This is a genomic window from Acinetobacter corruptisaponis (genome assembly GCF_030053775.1).
In the GTDB taxonomy this organism is placed as follows: domain Bacteria; phylum Pseudomonadota; class Gammaproteobacteria; order Pseudomonadales; family Moraxellaceae; genus Acinetobacter; species Acinetobacter corruptisaponis.
The window spans coordinates 1,565,807-1,583,681 of record NZ_CP125669.1 but is presented as its reverse complement, the minus strand read 5'-3'; the positions used below and the strand labels follow the sequence as shown (position 1 = coordinate 1,583,681).

Here is a 17,875-nt window from a genome sequence, read left to right as displayed (position 1 = left end):
CGCCTTTATAATGAATGACTAGCCATACGCCATGTATTTATATACGGATTTCGATCAACAACTGATCAACCAACGTGTTGCCCAGTTCCGTGATCAAACAGAACGCTATTTAGCAGGAAAACTGACCGAAGACGAATATCGTCCATTACGTTTGCAAAATGGTTTGTACGTGCAACGTTATGCGCCGATGCTCCGTATCGCTGTGCCGTATGGCTTGATGAATACCAAACAACTCAGAAAAATTGCTGAGATTGCCACTGAATATGACCGTGGCTATGCTCATGTATCTACCCGCCAAAACATTCAGTTGAACTGGCCTGCATTGGAAAATGTACCAGATATCCTGGCTGAACTGGCAACTGTGCAAATGCATGCAGTTCAAACCTCTGGTAACTGTATCCGTAATACCACCACTGACCAGTTTGCAGGTGTGGTGGCAGGTGAGGTGGCAGACCCACGTCCAACCTGCGAATTGATTCGTCAGTGGAGTACGTTCCACCCTGAATTTGCATTCCTGCCACGTAAGTTCAAGATCGCCGTGTCTGCTTTGGAAGAAAAAGACCGTGCCGCAACAGCGTTCCATGATATCGGTGTGTATATCGTGCGCAATGAAGCGGGCGAAATGGGCTATAAAATCATGGTTGGTGGTGGCTTGGGCCGTACACCAATCATTGGTAGTGTGATCCGTGAATTTTTACCACGTGAAGATTTAATTGCTTATCTTGAAGCAACTTTACGTGTCTATAACTTGCATGGCCGTCGTGATAATAAATATAAAGCCCGTATCAAAATTTTAGTAAAAGCCTTAACGCCTGCCGTGTTTGCTGAAAAAGTTGAGGCTGAATTTGAATACACACGTGAAGCGTTAAAGATTCAGCCTGAAATCCTGAAAAAGCTGGATGAAGAATTTACACCATTCAACTATCAGGATTTGGAAGATCAGGATTTTTCAGCACTGTTTGCTGAACATCCAAAATTCAAACAATGGTTTAACGTCAACACCAATGCACATAAAGTCAAAGGCTATCGTATCGTCACGATTTCACTAAAACGTGCAGGCGTTGCTCCTGGTGACGTTACTACTGAAGAAATGAATTTGATTGCTGACTTGGCAGATAAATACACCTTTGGTGAGTTCCGTACCACACACGAACAAAACATTTCCTTGGTGGATGTGCCACAAAAAGACTTGTTTGAATTATGGCAAACACTTGAACATTACAACATGGCACGCGCGCATATCGGCTTTATTACCGATATTATTTGCTGCCCAGGCGGTGATTTCTGTTCATTGGCTAATGCGAAATCCATTCCAATTTCAGAAGCGATTAGTCGTCGTTTTGAAGATTTAGATACCATTTATAACTTGGGCGAACTTGACCTGAATATTTCAGGCTGTATGAATGCCTGTGGTCATCACCATGTTGGTAACATCGGTATTTTGGGTGTCGATAAGAAAGGTGCTGAGTTCTACCAGATCACTTTGGGCGGTCATGCTGATCATGATGCCTCTTTAGGTGATATCCTGGGGCCATCGTTTGCTGCGGATGCCGTTCCTGATGTGATTGAAGAAATCCTCAATACCTACCTTGACTTGCGTACTGAGGGTGAGCGTTTCATCGACACTTACCGCCGTGTTGGCATCCAGCCATTTAAGGAGCGTGCTTATGCTTAATACATCGCTACAAGTGCTTTCTAAAGATGGCACAATTGCAGACAATAGCTATCAAGTGATTGCTGAAGATGGTGTGATTCCTCAAGGTGATGTGGTGCTGACTACTGCACAGCTTGATCAGTTGACACTGGTACAAGGTAAAAAGGCTTTATATATCACGGTCAATGATTCACCTGAAACCCATCAATTTCCATTAAATGAACTGGATGCAATCTTCATTGAGTTTGCTGGTTTTGGTGATGGTCGTGGCTATTCTTTTGCTGCGTTATTACGCCGTCAGGGCTATCAGGGTGAATTACGTGCAGTGGGTGATGTGTTTAAGGATGTTTTAAATTATTTGAAACGTTCTGGCTTTGATACCTTTGTTGTCAAAGAGGGCAAGGACATTCACGAAGCGGCTGCTGGACTTAAGGATTTTACCCATCCTTATCAGGCTTCAACCGCAGTGCCACAAGCCAGTTATCAAACAGGTGCGTAAGTATCCTGAAAGCAAAAGCTGAACTACGGTTCAGCTTTTTTATTGATGATGATTGAATCCAATAAATTGAAGAACAACAATGTTGACACTGATTTCAAAAATAAATCCTGGGGTAATTTGGCTGTTATTCGCCATTGCAACTGATGTGCTTTCCACTTTTTATTCAGCCAAAGGCAATGGACTGGTCAATAAGCTTGATCAGGGCATCGCTTTGGTTCTCTATATCGTTTCTTTTACTTGTGCTGCCATCGCCTTGAAATATATGCAGGCGGGTATTCTCTATGTACTCTGGTCGGGAATTGGGGTAATCGCGACAGCCGCGTTGGCAAAGGTATTTCTAGGGCAGCACATTGATTTGGCAGGATGGATTGGAATTGGTTTTATTACCATGGGCTTAATGATTATTGCACAATATTCAAATATTGATGTTTAGAACTTCATCAAAAAATTATTTCGATGAAGTCTTTATTCTGTTATTTATATGCTTTCAAGCTGACAATTGACCATCCATTTTATCCCGAACTGATCGGTAAATGCACCGTAGAGTGCACCCCAGAAAGTTTTTTCCAGTTGCATTTCAATATGGCCATGTACTGAAAGCTGGTTAAATAAACGTCGTGCTTCCATTTCATCATATTCAAGATTAATCGAAATATAATGGTTATTTCCCAGCGTAAACACATTATTTGGTGCACAAAACTGATCGTTGACATCTGATCCCATAAGGACCGTAAATTCATTGATCGGTAAGGAAACGTGCAGGATTAAACTTTTATCCGCTTCAGACAGTATAACTTCCTCAGTTGGTGGCATGTCTCCATAGCGGCTAATCATGGCAAATTCACCGCCAAACACAGACTGGTAAAAAATGAATGCCTGTTCGGCCTGTCCTTTAAAATTTAGATAATGGTTGAGTTGCATTGGTATCTCCTTGTTGTTTTTTTATACACAGCATAACTTATCGGGATTTTTAGATGGGGTGCATTATTTTTTGTAAGTATGAAAATAAAAAATCCTGCATCAAGCAGGATTTTTATAGAAAAGAATGATATTTAGATCAATTCAATCGCAACAGCGGTCGCCTCACCACCGCCAATGCACAGCGCAGCAACGCCTTTCTTGCCACCCGTACGTTTAAGTGCATGAATCAGGGTCAAAATGATACGGGAACCTGTAGAACCAACTGGGTGTCCAAGAGCACAGGCACCACCATTGATATTGACTTTTTCTGCATCTAGTTTGAAATCATCAATTGGGCACATGGTGACCATGGCAAATGCTTCATTGATTTCCCAAAGGTCAACATCTTGCGCATCCCAGCCTGCTTTGTTCAAGACTTTCTGAATCGCACCTACAGGTGCAATGGTAAATTCAGATGGGTGTTGAGAGTTTGATGCTGTTGCAACGATTTTTGCCAAAGGTTGTAAGCCACGTTGAGTAGCCACATCACTGTTGGTAAGTACAAGTGCAGACGCGCCGTCAGAGATCGAACTGGCATTCGCCGCAGTAATGGTGCCATCTTTGGCAAAAGCTGGTTTTAAGCCTGGGATTTTATCCAGCTTGGCATTTAAAGGCTGTTCATCTTGGTCAACAACCACATCACCTTTACGGCTAGAGACGGTTACAGCAACGATTTCATCTTTAAAGTAACCTTCAGTAATGGCCTTTTGCGCACGTTGTAAAGAACGAATGGCAAAATCATCCATTTGCTCACGGGTATAACCACGCGTATTTGCCATATCCTGGGCAAACGAACCCATTAAGCGACCAGTTTCAGCATCTTCAAGTCCATCAAGGAACATATGGTCCTTAATTTCCCCATGACCCATACGGTAACCCGCACGTGCCTTTGGCAACACATAAGGTGCATTGGTCATGGATTCCATACCACCTGCAACCACGATTTCAGCACTGCCTGCCTTGATCATGTCAGCTGCCTGCATAACCGCTTTCATACCAGAGCCACACAGCTTGTTAATCGTCACAGCACCTGTAGAGTCAGGTAAACCTGCCTTACGCATTGCCTGACGGGCAGGGCCCTGCTTTAGGCCTGCTGGTAACACACAACCCATGATGACTTCTTCTACATCAGTTGGCTGTAGACCAGCACGGGCAATTGCTTCTTTAATTGTGATTGCACCCAGTTCTGGTGCAGTTGCAGTTGATAATGCACCTTGGAAGCCGCCCATTGCTGTACGAGCGCCATTGACAATTACGATGTCAGTCATTGTGTGTCTCCAGACTTATAATTTGCAGAGAATGTTCAAAACCTATGCAGTATAGTAAAAAAAAACAGTGAATAAAGTGTTTTATGTCGCCTAGCCTAGACTGAAGAGTTTTTTTAGCAGGTGGGTGTTTTCTCAAATCGAGGATGTCCCATCCGACCAATGACCAGTTTTGAATGATAATCCAGTGAATTGGAACAATAAATAAAGCTACCATTTGAAGCGAAAGGCAAGCCATTTTCCTGCTGAAAGACAATATATCGAGGTGAAGAACCAAAGCCTCTATAGCTGAGTGAACCATATTTATGATTAAGTGTGCTGGCAAATAACAAGGTTTCGCCATTATCACGTTGTCTATTCTTATTGCTATCTATAAAGCTAATAAAACCCTTATTCCAGTCATTATGACAACTCTCTAAATCCTGACTTGGGCAAATGATCACATTTTTATGGTAAATTTGTGCATCAGTCTTTGCCTTTTGTATGTTCATTGTGAGTATTCTAATACTATGACTTGATTCCCAAGAAGCTAGTAAATGGTGAAATGCTGGAATTGCGAAAGCGACTATGATGGATAAAACAGTCGTAGTCACCACTATTTCGGTTAAGGTAAAACCTAATGTTCTTTTCATGTGAAACCCAGTTAGTTTTTGTTTAAATATATAAATAACAAAGTGTTAAATTATGTTTTTTAAATTAAATAATGCACTAATCTATATTGAGGTCATTATCTAAATAGAAATGCTATGTAGCGAATAAATAAAAACTTGCGAACGATAATCGATTTCAACTTTATATGTGAATTGAAAATTTACTGAACTACAACGGAAATTGTAAGAAATTTTGTCAATAATTTACTAGGTTAAAGTTATCAAGCACTTGGAAAATTAATCAAGTGTTTGTATGATTCAAAGTTAAGTGAATAGCTTAAAAATAACACTGTAAGTCTTGGTGCTTATGAGTGGTCAAAAATTATAGGCTAAGCTTAACAACAAACAAATGTTATCTCTGGAGGATATCCATGAAATTGAGTCGTATTGCACTTGCTATGCTTGTTGCTGCCCCTTTAGCTGCTGCTAATGCGGGTGTAACAGTTACTCCATTATTACTCGGTTACACAATGCAAAGCACTGCACATAATAATGGTGGTGATCATCTAACAAACGGTCCTGAGCTTCAGGATGATCTATTTGTTGGTGCTGCGCTTGGTATTGAATTAACGCCTTGGTTAGGTTTTGAGGCTGAATACAACCAGGTTAAAGGTGATGTGGACGGCGCTACTCCTAACGCTGAATACAAACAACAACAAATTAACGGTAACTTCTACGCTACCACAGATTTGTTCACTAAAAACTATGACAGCAAAATCAAGCCATATGTATTATTAGGTGCAGGTCACTATAAATATACATTCGATGATACAGTTGGTCGTGCTGGTCGCGGTTTGAAAGAAGAAGGTACATTGGGTAATGCTGGTTTAGGTGTATTCTGGCGTTTAAATGATGCCTTGTCTCTTCGTACTGAAGCACGTAGTACTTATAATATTGATGAAGACTTCTGGAACTATACAGCACTTGCTGGTTTAAACGTTGTTCTTGGTGGTCACTTGAAACCTGCTGCACCAGTGGTGGAAGTTGCTCCTGTTGAACCAGTACCAGTACCTGTTCAGCCACAGCCACAAGAGTTGACTGAAGACCTTAATATGGAACTTCGTGTATTCTTTGATACCAACAAGTCAGACATCAAGCCTCAGTACAAGTCTGAAATTGCTAAAGTGGCAGAGAAATTGTCTGAATACCCGAATGCGACTGCTCGCATTGAAGGTCACACAGACAACACAGGTCCACGTAAGTTGAACGAACGTTTGTCTCTGGCTCGTGCTAACTCTGTTAAGTCTGCACTTGTTAATGAATACAACGTAAATGCATCTCGCTTGACAACTCAGGGCTTTGCCTGGGATCAACCGATTGCTGACAACAAGACTAAAGAAGGTCGTGCCATGAACCGTCGCGTATTTGCTGCGATTACTGGTAGCCGTACTGTTCTTGTACAACCTGGTCAACAGGCTCAGTAATTGAATCTTGGTGATATGAAAAGGCGGCTCAACTGAGTCGCTTTTTTTATTTCTAAGATTATTTATAATTGTGAGGTTAAATATTTATTGTTTTTAAAATTTACATAATTGACTCATTAACAGAACGAGGTGAAAAAATCTTGTTCTATATTTGAAAGAAATGTTGGAATTGTTTAGTCTTATTGAAAAGTTTTTGATATGTGATTAAAACCTTGATTAAAAAATGATAAACTTCATGCGCTAGAACAACGTTATATGAAAATTTACTTAGCTGCTATCTTAAGTGGGGGATAAGTATTTTTCGATAATCGAGGGCTAAATATTGCTAAATGCTTGGAAAATTGATCAAGTGTTTGTATGATTCAACGTGCAATGAATGGCTGAAAGTAGAACAAGACTTATCAGTGTTCAAAAAATTACTAGAGCAAGCTTAAATATTTTTTATCTTTGGAGGATATCCATGAAAATGAGTCGTATTGTACTTGCTATGCTGGCTGTAGCACCTTTTGTTGCTGCAAATGCAGGTGTCACAATTACCCCTTTAATGCTTGGTTATCACTGGTATCCAGAAGATACCCAAGACAAAATGCGTGATACTTTAACTGATCGTGATCCAAACGGCCTTGGCTGGACTGGTGGGAATGGTTCTGGTATCGCTTTACAAAGTGATTTACTTGTAGGTGCTGCAATTGGTGTTGAATTGACGCCATGGTTGCAGGCTGAGGTTGAGTACCAACAAACCAAAGCTGATGCTGGCCGTAAAGAAAGCGCTACTGAAAATGGTCAGCCATGGGATGCAAAACATCAGACTTTAAGCGGTAATTTAATTGCAACAGCTGATGTATTGACTGGTAACTATAACAGCAAAATCAAGCCATATGTTTTGGCTGGTGCTGGTTATTCAAAAATTACGGTTGATAACCCAGGTTTAGACCGCCGTTCTTACGACACGATTGGTAACCTAGGTGGTGGTGTGTTGTGGGAATTGAACGATGCCTTAACACTTCGTACTGAAGGTCGTGCAACTTATAACTTTGATAACAGTTGGTGGGAAGGCCAGGCTATGGCTGCTCTTCAAGTCGTTGTAGGTGGTCATTTGCGTCCAGCTGCACCAGTGGTAGAGGTTGCTCCAGTTGAACCTACACCAGTACCTGTTCAGCCACAGCCACAAGAGATGACTGAAGACCTTAACATGGAGCTTCGTGTATTCTTTGATACCAACAAGTCAGACATCAAGCCGCAGTACAAGTCTGAAATTGCGAAAGTGGCAGAGAAATTGGGTGAATTCCCGAATGCAACTGCCCGTATTGAAGGTCATACAGACAACACTGGTCCACGTAAGTTGAACGAGCGTTTGTCTCTGGCTCGTGCTAATTCTGTTAAATCTTCACTTGTGAATGAATACAATGTTGATGCATCTCGTTTGTCTACTCAAGGTTTCGCTTGGGATCAACCGATTGCAGACAACAAGACTAAAGAAGGTCGTGCTATGAACCGTCGCGTATTCGCTGCGATCACTGGTAGCCGTACTGTTGTTGTACAACCAGGTCAACAAGCTCAGTAATTGAGTCTTGATGATATGAAAGGGCGGCTCAATTGAGCCGCTTTTTTATTAGAGCCAATCAGTTTTGTTTAAAAACTTTTTGGTGTTTTTACGTTCTTTACGATGTTGAGCTTTCGGTTTTTCGCTTTCATGAATACCTCCCTTGTGAAGTAAGGGAGAGAGTGCAACAGGATTGCGAGCCTTAATTTTTGGCATATCTTTTAGTTTCATCGTGTTAACCTTTAATACATAAAATTTGTTTGAGTGTATGTATAATTTCAATCAGGTCAGACTGGTTTGCCATGACTTGATCAATGTCTTTGTATGCACTCGGAATTTCATCAATCACACCTGCATCTTTACGGCATTCAATGCCTTGGGTTTGCTGAATCAAATCATCCTGACTAAACAAGAGTTTCGCTTTGTTGCGGCTCATTTTTCGTCCTGCACCGTGCGAACAAGAGCAGAATGATTCAGGATTTGCCTTGCCTTTTACAATGTAAGAGCAAGCGCCCATTGAACCTGGGATGATACCGAGTTCATCCTGACCTGCCCGAATAGCGCCTTTACGGGTAATCAGTAGGTCTTCACCAAAGTGATTTTCCCGACTGACATAGTTATGATGGCAATTAATCGCTTCTTTGGTCATTTGAAAGGGCGGTAGAAGCGGGCGAATGGCTTCCAGAATCAGTCGCATCATTTCCCGACGATTCTCAAAAGCATAGTTTTGTGCCCATTCCACTGCTTCAACATAATCATTAAAATTGGCCGACCCCTCGGCAAAGTAGCTTAAATCCTTGTCAGGGACATGCCCAAAACGGTGCTGTGCTTCTTTCTTTGCCAGTTCGATAAAATAGGTGCCAATCACATTACCCAAGCCACGACTACCTGAATGCAGCATGATCCAGACATCCTGATTTTCATCCAGACATAGCTCAATAAAATGGTTGCCACCACCTAAAGTACCGAGTTGTTTTTGCCAGGTTGCATCAAACTTTCGCAGCATCCGAACCAAGCCTGGATGTTTTTGAATGATCGGCTGCAAGCGTTTTTCCAATGGAATAATGCTGGAAGCCTTGGCTTTGATTTGCTTGTGCAATTCAAAGCCGACAGGAACCTTGCGTTCAATTGCATGGCGTAAAGGTGCAAGATTGTCTGGTAATTGGGATGCTTTGAGGTTGAGTCGAACTGCATTCATGCCACAACCAATATCAACACCCACCGCCGCAGGAATAATCGCATGTTGGGTTGGAATCACGCTGCCAACGGTTGCCCCTTTACCCACATGCACGTCTGGCATCACCGCAATATGTGAATAAATAAATTGCAGTTGTGCCATTTTTTTAAGTTGTTCAATGCTGTCGCTATCAATGTCGTTGGTGAATATTTTCACTGGAACGCCATAGTGTGCTTCGGCATTGAGAATTTTTTGTATGCCCATTTTCTTATCTCGGTCATTTTAATTTTTCTGTCCGAATAGGCATAAAAAAACCTAGCGAATGCCAGGTCTAATAAAGCATTCGGACAAGTGATCAGCAGATTTGTCACTTGTCCGTGAGACGACAACGTGCCAAACCTTAGTAAGTTGTTCCTTGTAGTAATGGCATGATGTTGTCCTCCTATAAAATAGTGCCGTTGAAAATATGAGCGTGAATTCTACCCATATTTTCATAATGGTCAAGTAAAAAATGGTTTTTTATTCGCCCTCTTTCACATTCATGTCTTGGTAGGCAATCAGTTTGGTTTTATGTTTCCATTTATAGCCTAACCAAATGATCAGGAATAATGGAATGCTGATATAGGTTGACAGTAAGCCTAACCAGTCAATTTTGCCACCCAGAACGGCCTGATAATTTTGACCTAAGATAATGATTGAACACAGAATAAAAGCAAACCACGGTGCGAATGGGAAAAACTTGGCACGGTAGGCAAGGTCTTCGACTTTATAGCCCTGTGCTGTATAGCCTTTGCGGAAACGGTAATGTGAAATGGCAATGCCGAGCCAGACGATAAATCCGCACATGCCTGACATATTCAGCAACCAGTTAAATACCTGTTGCTCGCCAATAAAAGTGGTCAGGAAACAGAGGGCCGCAACGGCTGTGGTTGCATACAAGGCATTCATGGGAACGCCACGAGTATCCAGTTTGGAGAACCATTTTGGCGCACGCCCCTCTTTTGCCATATCAAACAGCATGCGGGTAGAGGAGTACATCCCAGAGTTACCCGCAGATAAAATCGCACTCAGAATTACTGCATTCATTAAGCCTGCGGCAAAGGCCAAGCCTGCTTTTTCATACAGTAAGGTAAAGGGTGAAAGGGCAATATTTTCACTTTCGGCTGCATGTAGCAACAGTGGATTGTCATAGCTGACCAATGTACCAATGATAAAAATACACAGGATATAGAACAGCAGGATGCGCCAGAAAATCTGTTTGATGGCCAATGGAATGGTTTTCTTTGGATCTTTGGATTCACCTGCGGCAACACCCACCATTTCAGTGCCCTGAAAAGAGAATCCCGCAATCATGGCGACTCCGACCAAAGCTTGTAGGCCACCCACAAAAGGCGCATCCCCCTTGGTCCAGTTGCTCCATACCGATACATCAGGTGTAAGCATGATTTTTACAATCATGGCAATCCCAATGATGATAAAGACGATAATCGCAACCACTTTAATCATGGAAAACCAGAATTCGCTTTCACCAAAGCCTTTGACCGTCATGGCATTAATGCCAAAAATCACGGCAAGGAAAATTGCGCTCCAGTAAAAACCTGCAATCTCAGGAAACCAGAATTTCATAATGAACTGTACTGCAACCAATTCAAAAGCGACAGTAATTGCCCAGTTATACCAGTAGTTCCAGCCCAGTGCGAAGCCAAAACCCTCTTCAACATAGCGGCTGCCATAGGTAAAGAATGCACCAGAGCTTGGGTTATGGGTGGCAAGCTCTCCCAGACTGGTCATCAGGAAATAAATCATGATCCCGATTAGGGCGTATGCCAATAACGCACCACCTGGACCTGCGGTGGCAATGGTAGAACCCGAAGCAAGGAATAAGCCTGTGCCAATTGAACCGCCAATGGCAATCATATTGAGGTGGCGTGCCCCAAGCTTACGCTGGAGATGTTGGGGAGCAGATGTATCGCTCATAAAAATTCCTTAAACTGTTTATTTTGCACAGGCATATAACACTTTGAATCCTTGTTGATCCGCTTTAACTGTACATTGACCAAAGCTTTGCTCAATCAGTGGCGGATAGTTCAGGAATCGATTGGCGACAATCCATAGCTCGCCTGAGCTATTCAGGTGAGATTTGGCAAGCTGGCACAGTGCTTCACTGGCATGGTAATTGGTCTGGATACCCTGATGGAAAGGCGGATTGCTGACAATGGTATCCAGCTCTTTGGGCGCATCGGCAAAACCTGTGACAGGCTGAAGGTGAAGCTGGGTTAAATTTAAACCGTTTTGTTGAAAGGTCAGTTCAGTTGAGCGTAATGCAAATGCATCAACATCCAGTGCAAAAATTTGTTGGTTTGGATTAAGTTTGGATAGATAAGCACTGATCACACCCGCACCGCAACCGAAGTCGGCAATCTTGCCTGATTTTATTTGATTCAGGTAAGGCAATAATACGGCTGTACCGACATCTAAATGGTCCTGGCTAAATACACCAGGTAGGGCAGTGATTTCTAGCTGGTCTTGTCCAACCTGAATGCTATAGCTTTTAATCCAATGTTCAAGTGGCTTTAATTGCCCAGTTTTTTCGATGATCATCTGCCAAAGTTGACAATGACGTGCGCTGTCAAGTTTCAGGGTTTTACCGTATTGCTGCAATTGTTTGGCAGCACGTTCCACACCGCCCTTTTTCTCACCGACAAGGAAAACAGACTGTCCCTGTGTTAAATAGCTGGTCACCACATGCAGAATATAATTCAGCAACTCTTTTGATTTAGGTACAAAAATAATCACCTGATCAAAGCTTGCCTGAGGAAATTCAACTGAAAAATGTGAGTTGATTCCTACATTGAGAAAAGCTTGATGGTCGGCATAATTCCAGGTCCAGACAGAGGCTGGAACTTGGCTAGGTAAATTCTTGGCAAGCTGATCATTTGGGGCATTGATCAATAGCACTTGCCCATTTAAATAATCCTGTTGTCGTAAAACAACTTCACTACGTGGATCCATTTTGATCTCTCATCAAAAACAAAGCCCAGTAGTAAAACTGGGCAGTGCGATTGCCAGATGGTTATTTGTGCGTTTCAGGTAAAACAATATTTAAAATCAAGGCTGCCAGTCCACCTGTTGCCACGCCTGAACTAAAGATGTTTTTAAATAGTTCAGGTAGGTGCTCCAGAATCTGCGGCACTTGTGCCACACCTAAACCCAGTGCAAGGGAAATGGCAATAATCAATAATGCGCGGCGGTCTAGCTGGATGCTGGCAAGGATATTGATTCCAGACGCAGCAACAGCACCGAACATCACCATCACCGCACCACCAAGCACAGCTTGAGGTACAGCTTGAATTACCGCCGCAACAGCAGGGAACAGACCTAAAATAACCAGCAGGATGGCAATCCAGATCCCGACATAACGGCTTGCCACACCTGTCAGTTGAATGACACCGTTGTTTTGAGCAAACACAGAACTTGGGAATGTATTGAAAATACCCGCCAGAAATGAGTTCGCACCATTGACCAATACACCACCCTTAATTCGTTGCATCCAAATTGGACCATCAACAGGCTGATTGGAAATTTTACTGGTGGCGGTGACATCACCAATCGCTTCCAGTGAAGTGACCAAATAGATAAATGCCATTGGAATAAACAGGCTCCATGAAAAGCTTAATCCAAAATGCATTGGGGTTGGAATCTGGATCAGTGGCGCATCCTGTAACACAGAAAAGTTTAAATGTCCCATAAATCCAGCAAGGATATAACCAATGACCAAAGCAATTAAAATTGCTGAACTTTTCACCCAAATTATACGGATACGATTGAGTAGAATAATAATTCCCAGCACGGTACAGGACATGATGAGGTTATCTGCATTGGCAAAGGTATTGTCCTGCATCGCAGTATAACCACCGCCCATGCTGATCAAACCCTCTTTAATCAAGGTTAAGCCAATCAGCAGAACCACAATGCCTGTCACAAGTGGGGTAATCAGCTTTTTAACCCAGGGTAGAATTCTGGAGACACCCATTTCAATGAATGAACCCGCAATCACCACGCCAAAAATGGCTGCCATCACCTGTTCAACTGGTGTGCCTGCTGCAACCATGGCACTGCCAATCCCAATGATGGGGCCAATAAAATTAAAGCTGGTACCTTGGACAATCAGCAATCCTGCACCAAATGGTCCAACTTTTTTGCACTGTAAAAAGGTCGCAATCCCTGAAATAATCAATGACATGGACAGGATCATGTTGGTGTCTTCGCGGGACACGCCAAGTGCCAGACAGATCAATAAACCTGGGGTTACGATAGGCACCAGGATTGCCAAAAGATGCTGTAATGCGGCTAAAAATGCAACAAAAGGTTTCGGTTGATCATTTAGTCCATAGACCAGATCAAGCGGTTGCTGGGGTTGGGAATTCGACATGGGAGTATAAAAAAGCGATAAGCATTAGTGGAATATTCTAATAGAGTTGGCCTACTTTACCAACGATTCTGTAACGTTTCGTCAGAAAAAAAGCACTCTGTCAATAAACTGTCACTACTAAAGTTTAGGATTCTTCTGTATAATTTGCCCTCAAATTTAAAGCGTATCGAATTTTACATGTCAGATATTAAAACTCTCCGTAACATTGCCATTATTGCGCACGTCGATCATGGTAAAACGACTCTTGTAGACAAACTTTTACAACAATCAGGTGCTCTTGGCGATCGCGCAGGCGAGATTGAACGTGTTATGGATTCTAACGCGCTTGAGTCTGAACGTGGTATTACTATTCTTGCAAAAAACACTGCAATCAAATGGTTAGATGCACGTACCAACACCGAATATCGCATCAACATCGTTGACACCCCAGGACACGCCGACTTCGGTGGTGAAGTGGAACGTGTAATGTCGATGGTTGACTGCGTATTGCTTCTTGTTGACTCTCAAGAAGGGCCTATGCCGCAAACTCGTTTCGTAACGCAAAAAGCGTTCGCACGTGGTTTGAAGCCAATCGTGATTATTAACAAAGTTGACAAGCCAAGTGCTCGTTGTGATTGGGTTATTGATCAGGTATTTGATTTGTTTGATAACTTGGGTGCAACTGATGAGCAATTGGATTTCCCAATCGTTTATGCTTCAGGTCTTCGTGGTGTTGCAGGTCCATCACCAGAGGAACTAGCTGATGATATGACACCATTGTTCCAAACCATTGTCGATATCGTTGAACCACCAGCCGTTGATGTTGATGGTCCATTCCAGATGCAGATTTCATCACTTGACTATAACAGCTTCGTTGGTGTTATCGGTGTTGGTCGTATTCAACGTGGTTCAGTGAAATTGAATACGCAAGTCACTGTAATTGATAAAGAAGGTAAGACACGTAATGGTCGTATCCTTAAAATTATGGGTTACCACGGTTTAGAGCGTGTTGATGTTGAATCTGCATCAGCAGGCGATATCATCTGTATTACAGGTATTGATGCACTCAATATTTCTGACACGATTTGTGATCCGAAAAATGTTGAAGCTTTACCACCATTGTCTGTAGATGAACCTACAGTTTCGATGACATTCCAGGTGAACAACTCACCATTTGCGGGTAAAGAAGGTAAGTTCGTGACTTCACGTAATATTCGTGAACGTCTTGACCGTGAATTGATTCACAACGTAGCACTTCGTGTTGAAGATACTGATAGTCCAGACCGTTTCAAGGTTTCTGGTCGTGGTGAACTTCACCTTTCAGTATTGATTGAAAACATGCGTCGTGAAGGCTTCGAGATGGGTGTTTCTCGTCCACAAGTCATCATGAAAGAAATTGATGGCGAAAGACAAGAGCCATTTGAAAATGTAACGTTTGACGTTGAAGAACAACACCAAGGTTCTGTAATGGAACAAATGGGCTTCCGTAAAGGTGAGATGACCAATATGGAAGTTGACGGTAAAGGCCGTATCCGTATTGAAGCTACTGTTCCTTCACGTGGTTTGATTGGTTTCCGTTCTGAATTCTTAACCATGACTTCTGGTACAGGGATTATGACATCAAGCTTCTCACATTACGGTCCAGCAAAAGCAGGTACTGTGGCGAAGCGTCAAAACGGTGTGTTGATCTCTATGGTTCAAGGGACCTGCTTGGGCTATGCATTATTTACACTTCAAGACCGTGGTCGTTTATTTGCTAAACCACAGCTTGAAGTATATGAAGGCATGATCATCGGTATTAACTCCCGTTCAGACGATATGGTTGTTAACCCAACTAAAGCGAAACAGCTCACCAATGTCCGTGCATCTGGTACTGATGAAGCATTGACTTTAACACCTGCAATGGAATATACGCTTGAACAAGCGCTTGAATTCATTGAAGATGATGAGCTAGTTGAAGTAACACCAAAATCAATTCGTATTCGTAAGCGTTACTTGACTGAAAACGAACGTAAGCGTAACCGTGATAAATAATTTTTCTTAACTGAAAAAGAAAAAACCGCTAATTCTGTTTAGCGGTTTTTTATTATATAAAATAAATGAATACCTCATGCTTAAGTTCATATTTTTATTAAAATAAAATATGTTGTTAAAGTGTGAAATAACTTTATTTTTTTCAGAATAATATTAAATTATCAACATTATGATGAATAACTATGCCTATGTAATAAACAATGCAAAAGTAGGTGCGATCATGTCAACTCTGGAGAGTTATAGATGAGTATTATTAAAGAATTTAAAGAGTTTGCCATTAAGGGCAACATGATGGATTTAGCGATAGGTGTCATCATTGGTGGCGCTTTTGGTAAAATCATCGATTCACTGGTCAAGGATATCATCATGCCTGTGATCTCATGGATCCTGGGTGGGGAAGTGGACTATACCAATTGGTTCTTGGTATTGGGAGATAACCCAAATAACATTACCACGCTGAAAGCAGCTCAAGATGCAGGACTTAATGTATTTGCCTATGGTAGCTTCCTGACGATCTTGATTAACTTCTTGCTGTTAGCCTGGGTTGTGTTCTTGTTGGTGAAAGTGATGAACCGTATTCGTAAACAAGAAGAAGTCGCTCCTGAACCAGTAGCAACGCCAGAAGATATTCAATTGTTACGTGAAATCCGTGATGAATTGAAAAAACAGGGTTAAATGGTTTTGAATAAAAAACGGTGCTTGATTGCACCGTTTTTCAATGCTGTAAATATTAAATTACCTCATTTCAAAAATATAACGTTCAGCAGCTTCTAGAAAGAGTGGATACTGCTCAGATGGAAAGTTGACTTTTAATGCTGTACGAATACCTTTTAAGTCAGGAAATAATGTTTCTACCTCTTTAAAAATCGCCTTTGTATCTGAGAAAATCGAATAGTCATTTAAAACTATTTCGATTTCATCCATATCTTCACATTTTTTAAATGGAATAATGATTGTAGTTTGATTATCATGTTGTTGTTGAATGATTTTCTCTAAGAAATCAGTTTGATCTTGAAATAAGATTGCTTCTTGAGAACGGAATACAGACCATTCATTTAGTTCAAGATCGCCAAACGTTAAAGGTTCACCCATAAATCTGCGTTGATCACGTATGGCTTGTCCTTGATGAAAGAGCGTAAAATATTCATCTTGTCCATATTCATCATCCCAATCAGAGATACCTAAAATAAAACGTAGATCAGGATATTTTTGACTAAATGCGATTAAATGTTCATCCGCATTATACCATTTGGCTTCTTGTTCGGTCTGACCGTCTAAACTAATCGCTCTCGCCATTTCTTTGTGTGGATCAATATCACAATCATCAAACAGTTGTTGAATGATCTTTTGTTTTTCTCGAACTGAAAGATACTCATCTCTTACAATGCCTAAACGATAACGGCTATAAGTCCCCATGATATTTTCCCTTAAACTTTAAAATGATGATTATTATAAAAATAGCTTTGATTAAAGTTATTTTGTGCTTTGAATATAGCAAGAATAAAAATTACTGTGTAGTATCCAAAATGACTTTATTTGATTGTAAGCGTCATTTTGTGACGTACTATTTTTGTCGGAATCCTCAATGAATCAGCTCTTTGTTTACGGTACTTTATGCCCAAATCGGGAAAATGCACATATTTTGGGTAGAATCGGTGGAGATTGGCAGAAAGCTTATGTACGTGGAACGGTTCATATTTTAGATTGGGGTCCAGATAAGGGTTTACCCGCAATTATTCTGAGTAATAAAGATCCATTGGTTGAAGGTTATTTGTTTAGCACTGAAAAATTAGAACAAAACTGGCAAATGCTGGATGACTTTGAGGGGGTGCAATATAAAAGAGTACAAGTTAAAACCATTCTGAATTCTGGTGAGATTGTACAAGCATGGACTTATGTCATGAATGAGCAGATATAGAACAATCATTCACGGTAAAAGAAAAGCTTTAGTGAAAACCCTCCATACGGAATTTAATTTCAACCAGATGAAAGCCAAATTGGCTTTTAATTGGACCGTGTAAGACCCTCTCCGCGGCAGTAAAGACCAGTTTGTCGATCACAGGAACAAGCTGCCCTTTTTTCACTTCACCGAGTTCACCACCGCGTTTTGCTGAGTTGCATGTTGAATATTGCTTGGCGATTTTCGCAAAGTCCGCGCCAGAATGAATCCGCTTTTTCAGTTGTTCTGCCAAGTCTTTATCCTTGACCAGAATATGCCGAACAATTGCAGTCTGCATAAATCACTCTCCTTGAGCCAG

18 protein-coding genes are annotated in these 17,875 nt (G+C 41.5%); 8 read left to right on the top strand and 10 right to left on the bottom strand.

What is annotated here, in order from left to right; all coding sequences use genetic code 11:
* Positions 1-31 precede the first annotated feature (31 nt).
* The 3 genes from QLH32_RS07555 (at position 32) to QLH32_RS07545 (ending at position 2,586) form a co-directional block, all read left to right on the top strand.
* Positions 32-1,675, top strand: coding sequence for a nitrite/sulfite reductase (locus tag QLH32_RS07555; RefSeq protein ID WP_283268952.1), 1,644 nt, complete (start codon positions 32-34; stop codon positions 1,673-1,675).
* A complete protein-coding gene (locus QLH32_RS07550; RefSeq protein ID WP_283268951.1) occupies positions 1,668-2,153 on the top strand; it encodes a DUF934 domain-containing protein in 486 nt (161 codons plus the stop codon). Before QLH32_RS07555 ends, QLH32_RS07550 begins: the two co-directional genes overlap by 8 nt.
* Before the next feature lie 79 nt (positions 2,154-2,232).
* Entirely contained in the window at positions 2,233-2,586 is a 354-nt protein-coding gene (locus tag QLH32_RS07545) for a DMT family transporter (RefSeq protein WP_267981908.1), read from the top strand.
* A gap of 44 nt (positions 2,587-2,630) precedes the next feature.
* Here the strand turns inward: QLH32_RS07545 and QLH32_RS07540 are convergent, their stop codons facing one another.
* The 3 genes from QLH32_RS07540 to QLH32_RS07530 form a co-directional block, all read right to left on the bottom strand.
* On the bottom strand, positions 2,631-3,074 hold the full coding sequence (locus QLH32_RS07540; protein ID WP_283268949.1) for a VOC family protein: 444 nt from the start codon (positions 3,072-3,074) through the stop codon (positions 2,631-2,633).
* Between the two features lie 131 nt (positions 3,075-3,205).
* The gene (locus QLH32_RS07535; RefSeq protein ID WP_283268948.1) at positions 3,206-4,381 is read right to left on the bottom strand and encodes a thiolase family protein; all 1,176 of its coding nucleotides are present in this window, start codon (positions 4,379-4,381) and stop codon (positions 3,206-3,208) included.
* 113 nt (positions 4,382-4,494) lie between these two features.
* Positions 4,495-5,010 carry a GspH/FimT family pseudopilin gene (locus QLH32_RS07530; protein ID WP_283268947.1) on the bottom strand — a complete coding sequence of 172 codons (516 nt, stop codon included), beginning with the start codon at positions 5,008-5,010 and terminating at the stop codon, positions 4,495-4,497.
* A 389-nt stretch (positions 5,011-5,399) separates the two neighbouring features.
* Here QLH32_RS07530 and omp38 (QLH32_RS07525) point away from each other — a divergent pair, with 389 nt between their 5' ends.
* Both omp38 (QLH32_RS07525) and omp38 (QLH32_RS07520) read left to right on the top strand, forming a co-directional pair.
* Positions 5,400-6,452, top strand: a complete 1,053-nt coding sequence (gene omp38, locus QLH32_RS07525; RefSeq protein ID WP_283268945.1) for an outer membrane protein Omp38 — start codon at positions 5,400-5,402, stop codon at positions 6,450-6,452.
* 460 nt (positions 6,453-6,912) lie between these two features.
* Entirely contained in the window at positions 6,913-8,016 is a 1,104-nt protein-coding gene (gene omp38, locus QLH32_RS07520; RefSeq protein ID WP_283268944.1) for an outer membrane protein Omp38, read from the top strand.
* A 48-nt stretch (positions 8,017-8,064) separates the two neighbouring features.
* On the opposite strand, the gene QLH32_RS07515 is transcribed toward omp38 (QLH32_RS07520), so the two are convergent.
* From QLH32_RS07515 to QLH32_RS07495, 5 genes are all read right to left on the bottom strand, one after another.
* On the bottom strand, positions 8,065-8,226 hold the full coding sequence (locus QLH32_RS07515; RefSeq protein ID WP_283268943.1) for a hypothetical protein: 162 nt from the start codon (positions 8,224-8,226) through the stop codon (positions 8,065-8,067).
* 4 nt (positions 8,227-8,230) lie between these two features.
* Positions 8,231-9,436, bottom strand: a complete 1,206-nt coding sequence (locus QLH32_RS07510; RefSeq protein ID WP_283268942.1) for an RtcB family protein — start codon at positions 9,434-9,436, stop codon at positions 8,231-8,233.
* Between the two features lie 255 nt (positions 9,437-9,691).
* The gene (locus tag QLH32_RS07505; protein ID WP_283268941.1) at positions 9,692-11,149 is read right to left on the bottom strand and encodes an amino acid permease; all 1,458 of its coding nucleotides are present in this window, start codon (positions 11,147-11,149) and stop codon (positions 9,692-9,694) included.
* 18 nt (positions 11,150-11,167) lie between these two features.
* On the bottom strand, positions 11,168-12,184 hold the full coding sequence (locus tag QLH32_RS07500) for a methyltransferase (RefSeq protein ID WP_283268940.1): 1,017 nt from the start codon (positions 12,182-12,184) through the stop codon (positions 11,168-11,170).
* 61 nt (positions 12,185-12,245) lie between these two features.
* The gene (locus QLH32_RS07495; RefSeq protein ID WP_283268939.1) at positions 12,246-13,604 is read right to left on the bottom strand and encodes a uracil-xanthine permease family protein; all 1,359 of its coding nucleotides are present in this window, start codon (positions 13,602-13,604) and stop codon (positions 12,246-12,248) included.
* A 177-nt stretch (positions 13,605-13,781) separates the two neighbouring features.
* On the opposite strand from QLH32_RS07495, the gene typA reads away from it, so the two are divergent.
* Positions 13,782-15,617, top strand: coding sequence for a translational GTPase TypA (typA, locus tag QLH32_RS07490; RefSeq protein ID WP_267982096.1), 1,836 nt, complete (start codon positions 13,782-13,784; stop codon positions 15,615-15,617).
* 243 nt (positions 15,618-15,860) lie between these two features.
* A complete protein-coding gene (mscL, locus tag QLH32_RS07485) occupies positions 15,861-16,292 on the top strand; it encodes a large conductance mechanosensitive channel protein MscL (protein WP_267982095.1) in 432 nt (143 codons plus the stop codon).
* A 60-nt stretch (positions 16,293-16,352) separates the two neighbouring features.
* On the opposite strand, the gene QLH32_RS07480 is transcribed toward mscL, so the two are convergent.
* The gene (locus tag QLH32_RS07480; protein WP_283268938.1) at positions 16,353-17,033 is read right to left on the bottom strand and encodes a hypothetical protein; all 681 of its coding nucleotides are present in this window, start codon (positions 17,031-17,033) and stop codon (positions 16,353-16,355) included.
* Positions 17,034-17,202: 169 nt separating this feature from the next.
* Between QLH32_RS07480 and QLH32_RS07475 the strand changes: the two genes are divergently transcribed.
* Positions 17,203-17,535 carry a gamma-glutamylcyclotransferase family protein gene (locus tag QLH32_RS07475; protein ID WP_283268936.1) on the top strand — a complete coding sequence of 111 codons (333 nt, stop codon included), beginning with the start codon at positions 17,203-17,205 and terminating at the stop codon, positions 17,533-17,535.
* A 28-nt stretch (positions 17,536-17,563) separates the two neighbouring features.
* Here QLH32_RS07475 and QLH32_RS07470 read toward each other — a convergent pair whose 3' ends face one another.
* Positions 17,564-17,854, bottom strand: a complete 291-nt coding sequence (locus tag QLH32_RS07470) for a peptidylprolyl isomerase (RefSeq protein WP_279959331.1) — start codon at positions 17,852-17,854, stop codon at positions 17,564-17,566.
* Positions 17,855-17,875: the final 21 nt, after the last annotated feature.

Bases quoted from the DNA above. Each gene is read 5' to 3' on its own strand.
- QLH32_RS07550 (WP_283268951.1), top strand. From the start codon at position 1,668: ATGCTTAATACATCGCTACAAGTGCTTTCTAAAGATGGCACAATTGCA.
- QLH32_RS07495 (WP_283268939.1), bottom strand. From the start codon at position 13,604: ATGTCGAATTCCCAACCCCAGCAACCGCTTGATCTGGTCTATGGACTA.
- QLH32_RS07530 (WP_283268947.1), bottom strand. From the start codon at position 5,010: ATGAAAAGAACATTAGGTTTTACCTTAACCGAAATAGTGGTGACTACG.
- QLH32_RS07475 (WP_283268936.1), top strand. From the start codon at position 17,203: ATGAATCAGCTCTTTGTTTACGGTACTTTATGCCCAAATCGGGAAAAT.
- QLH32_RS07480 (WP_283268938.1), bottom strand. From the start codon at position 17,033: ATGGGGACTTATAGCCGTTATCGTTTAGGCATTGTAAGAGATGAGTAT.
- omp38 (WP_283268944.1), top strand. From the start codon at position 6,913: ATGAAAATGAGTCGTATTGTACTTGCTATGCTGGCTGTAGCACCTTTT.
- QLH32_RS07470 (WP_279959331.1), bottom strand. From the start codon at position 17,854: ATGCAGACTGCAATTGTTCGGCATATTCTGGTCAAGGATAAAGACTTG.
- QLH32_RS07540 (WP_283268949.1), bottom strand. From the start codon at position 3,074: ATGCAACTCAACCATTATCTAAATTTTAAAGGACAGGCCGAACAGGCA.
- QLH32_RS07510 (WP_283268942.1), bottom strand. From the start codon at position 9,436: ATGGGCATACAAAAAATTCTCAATGCCGAAGCACACTATGGCGTTCCA.
- typA (WP_267982096.1), top strand. From the start codon at position 13,782: ATGTCAGATATTAAAACTCTCCGTAACATTGCCATTATTGCGCACGTC.
- QLH32_RS07545 (WP_267981908.1), top strand. From the start codon at position 2,233: ATGTTGACACTGATTTCAAAAATAAATCCTGGGGTAATTTGGCTGTTA.
- QLH32_RS07505 (WP_283268941.1), bottom strand. From the start codon at position 11,149: ATGAGCGATACATCTGCTCCCCAACATCTCCAGCGTAAGCTTGGGGCA.
- QLH32_RS07555 (WP_283268952.1), top strand. From the start codon at position 32: ATGTATTTATATACGGATTTCGATCAACAACTGATCAACCAACGTGTT.
- QLH32_RS07535 (WP_283268948.1), bottom strand. From the start codon at position 4,381: ATGACTGACATCGTAATTGTCAATGGCGCTCGTACAGCAATGGGCGGC.
- mscL (WP_267982095.1), top strand. From the start codon at position 15,861: ATGAGTATTATTAAAGAATTTAAAGAGTTTGCCATTAAGGGCAACATG.
- QLH32_RS07515 (WP_283268943.1), bottom strand. From the start codon at position 8,226: ATGAAACTAAAAGATATGCCAAAAATTAAGGCTCGCAATCCTGTTGCA.
- QLH32_RS07500 (WP_283268940.1), bottom strand. From the start codon at position 12,184: ATGGATCCACGTAGTGAAGTTGTTTTACGACAACAGGATTATTTAAAT.
- omp38 (WP_283268945.1), top strand. From the start codon at position 5,400: ATGAAATTGAGTCGTATTGCACTTGCTATGCTTGTTGCTGCCCCTTTA.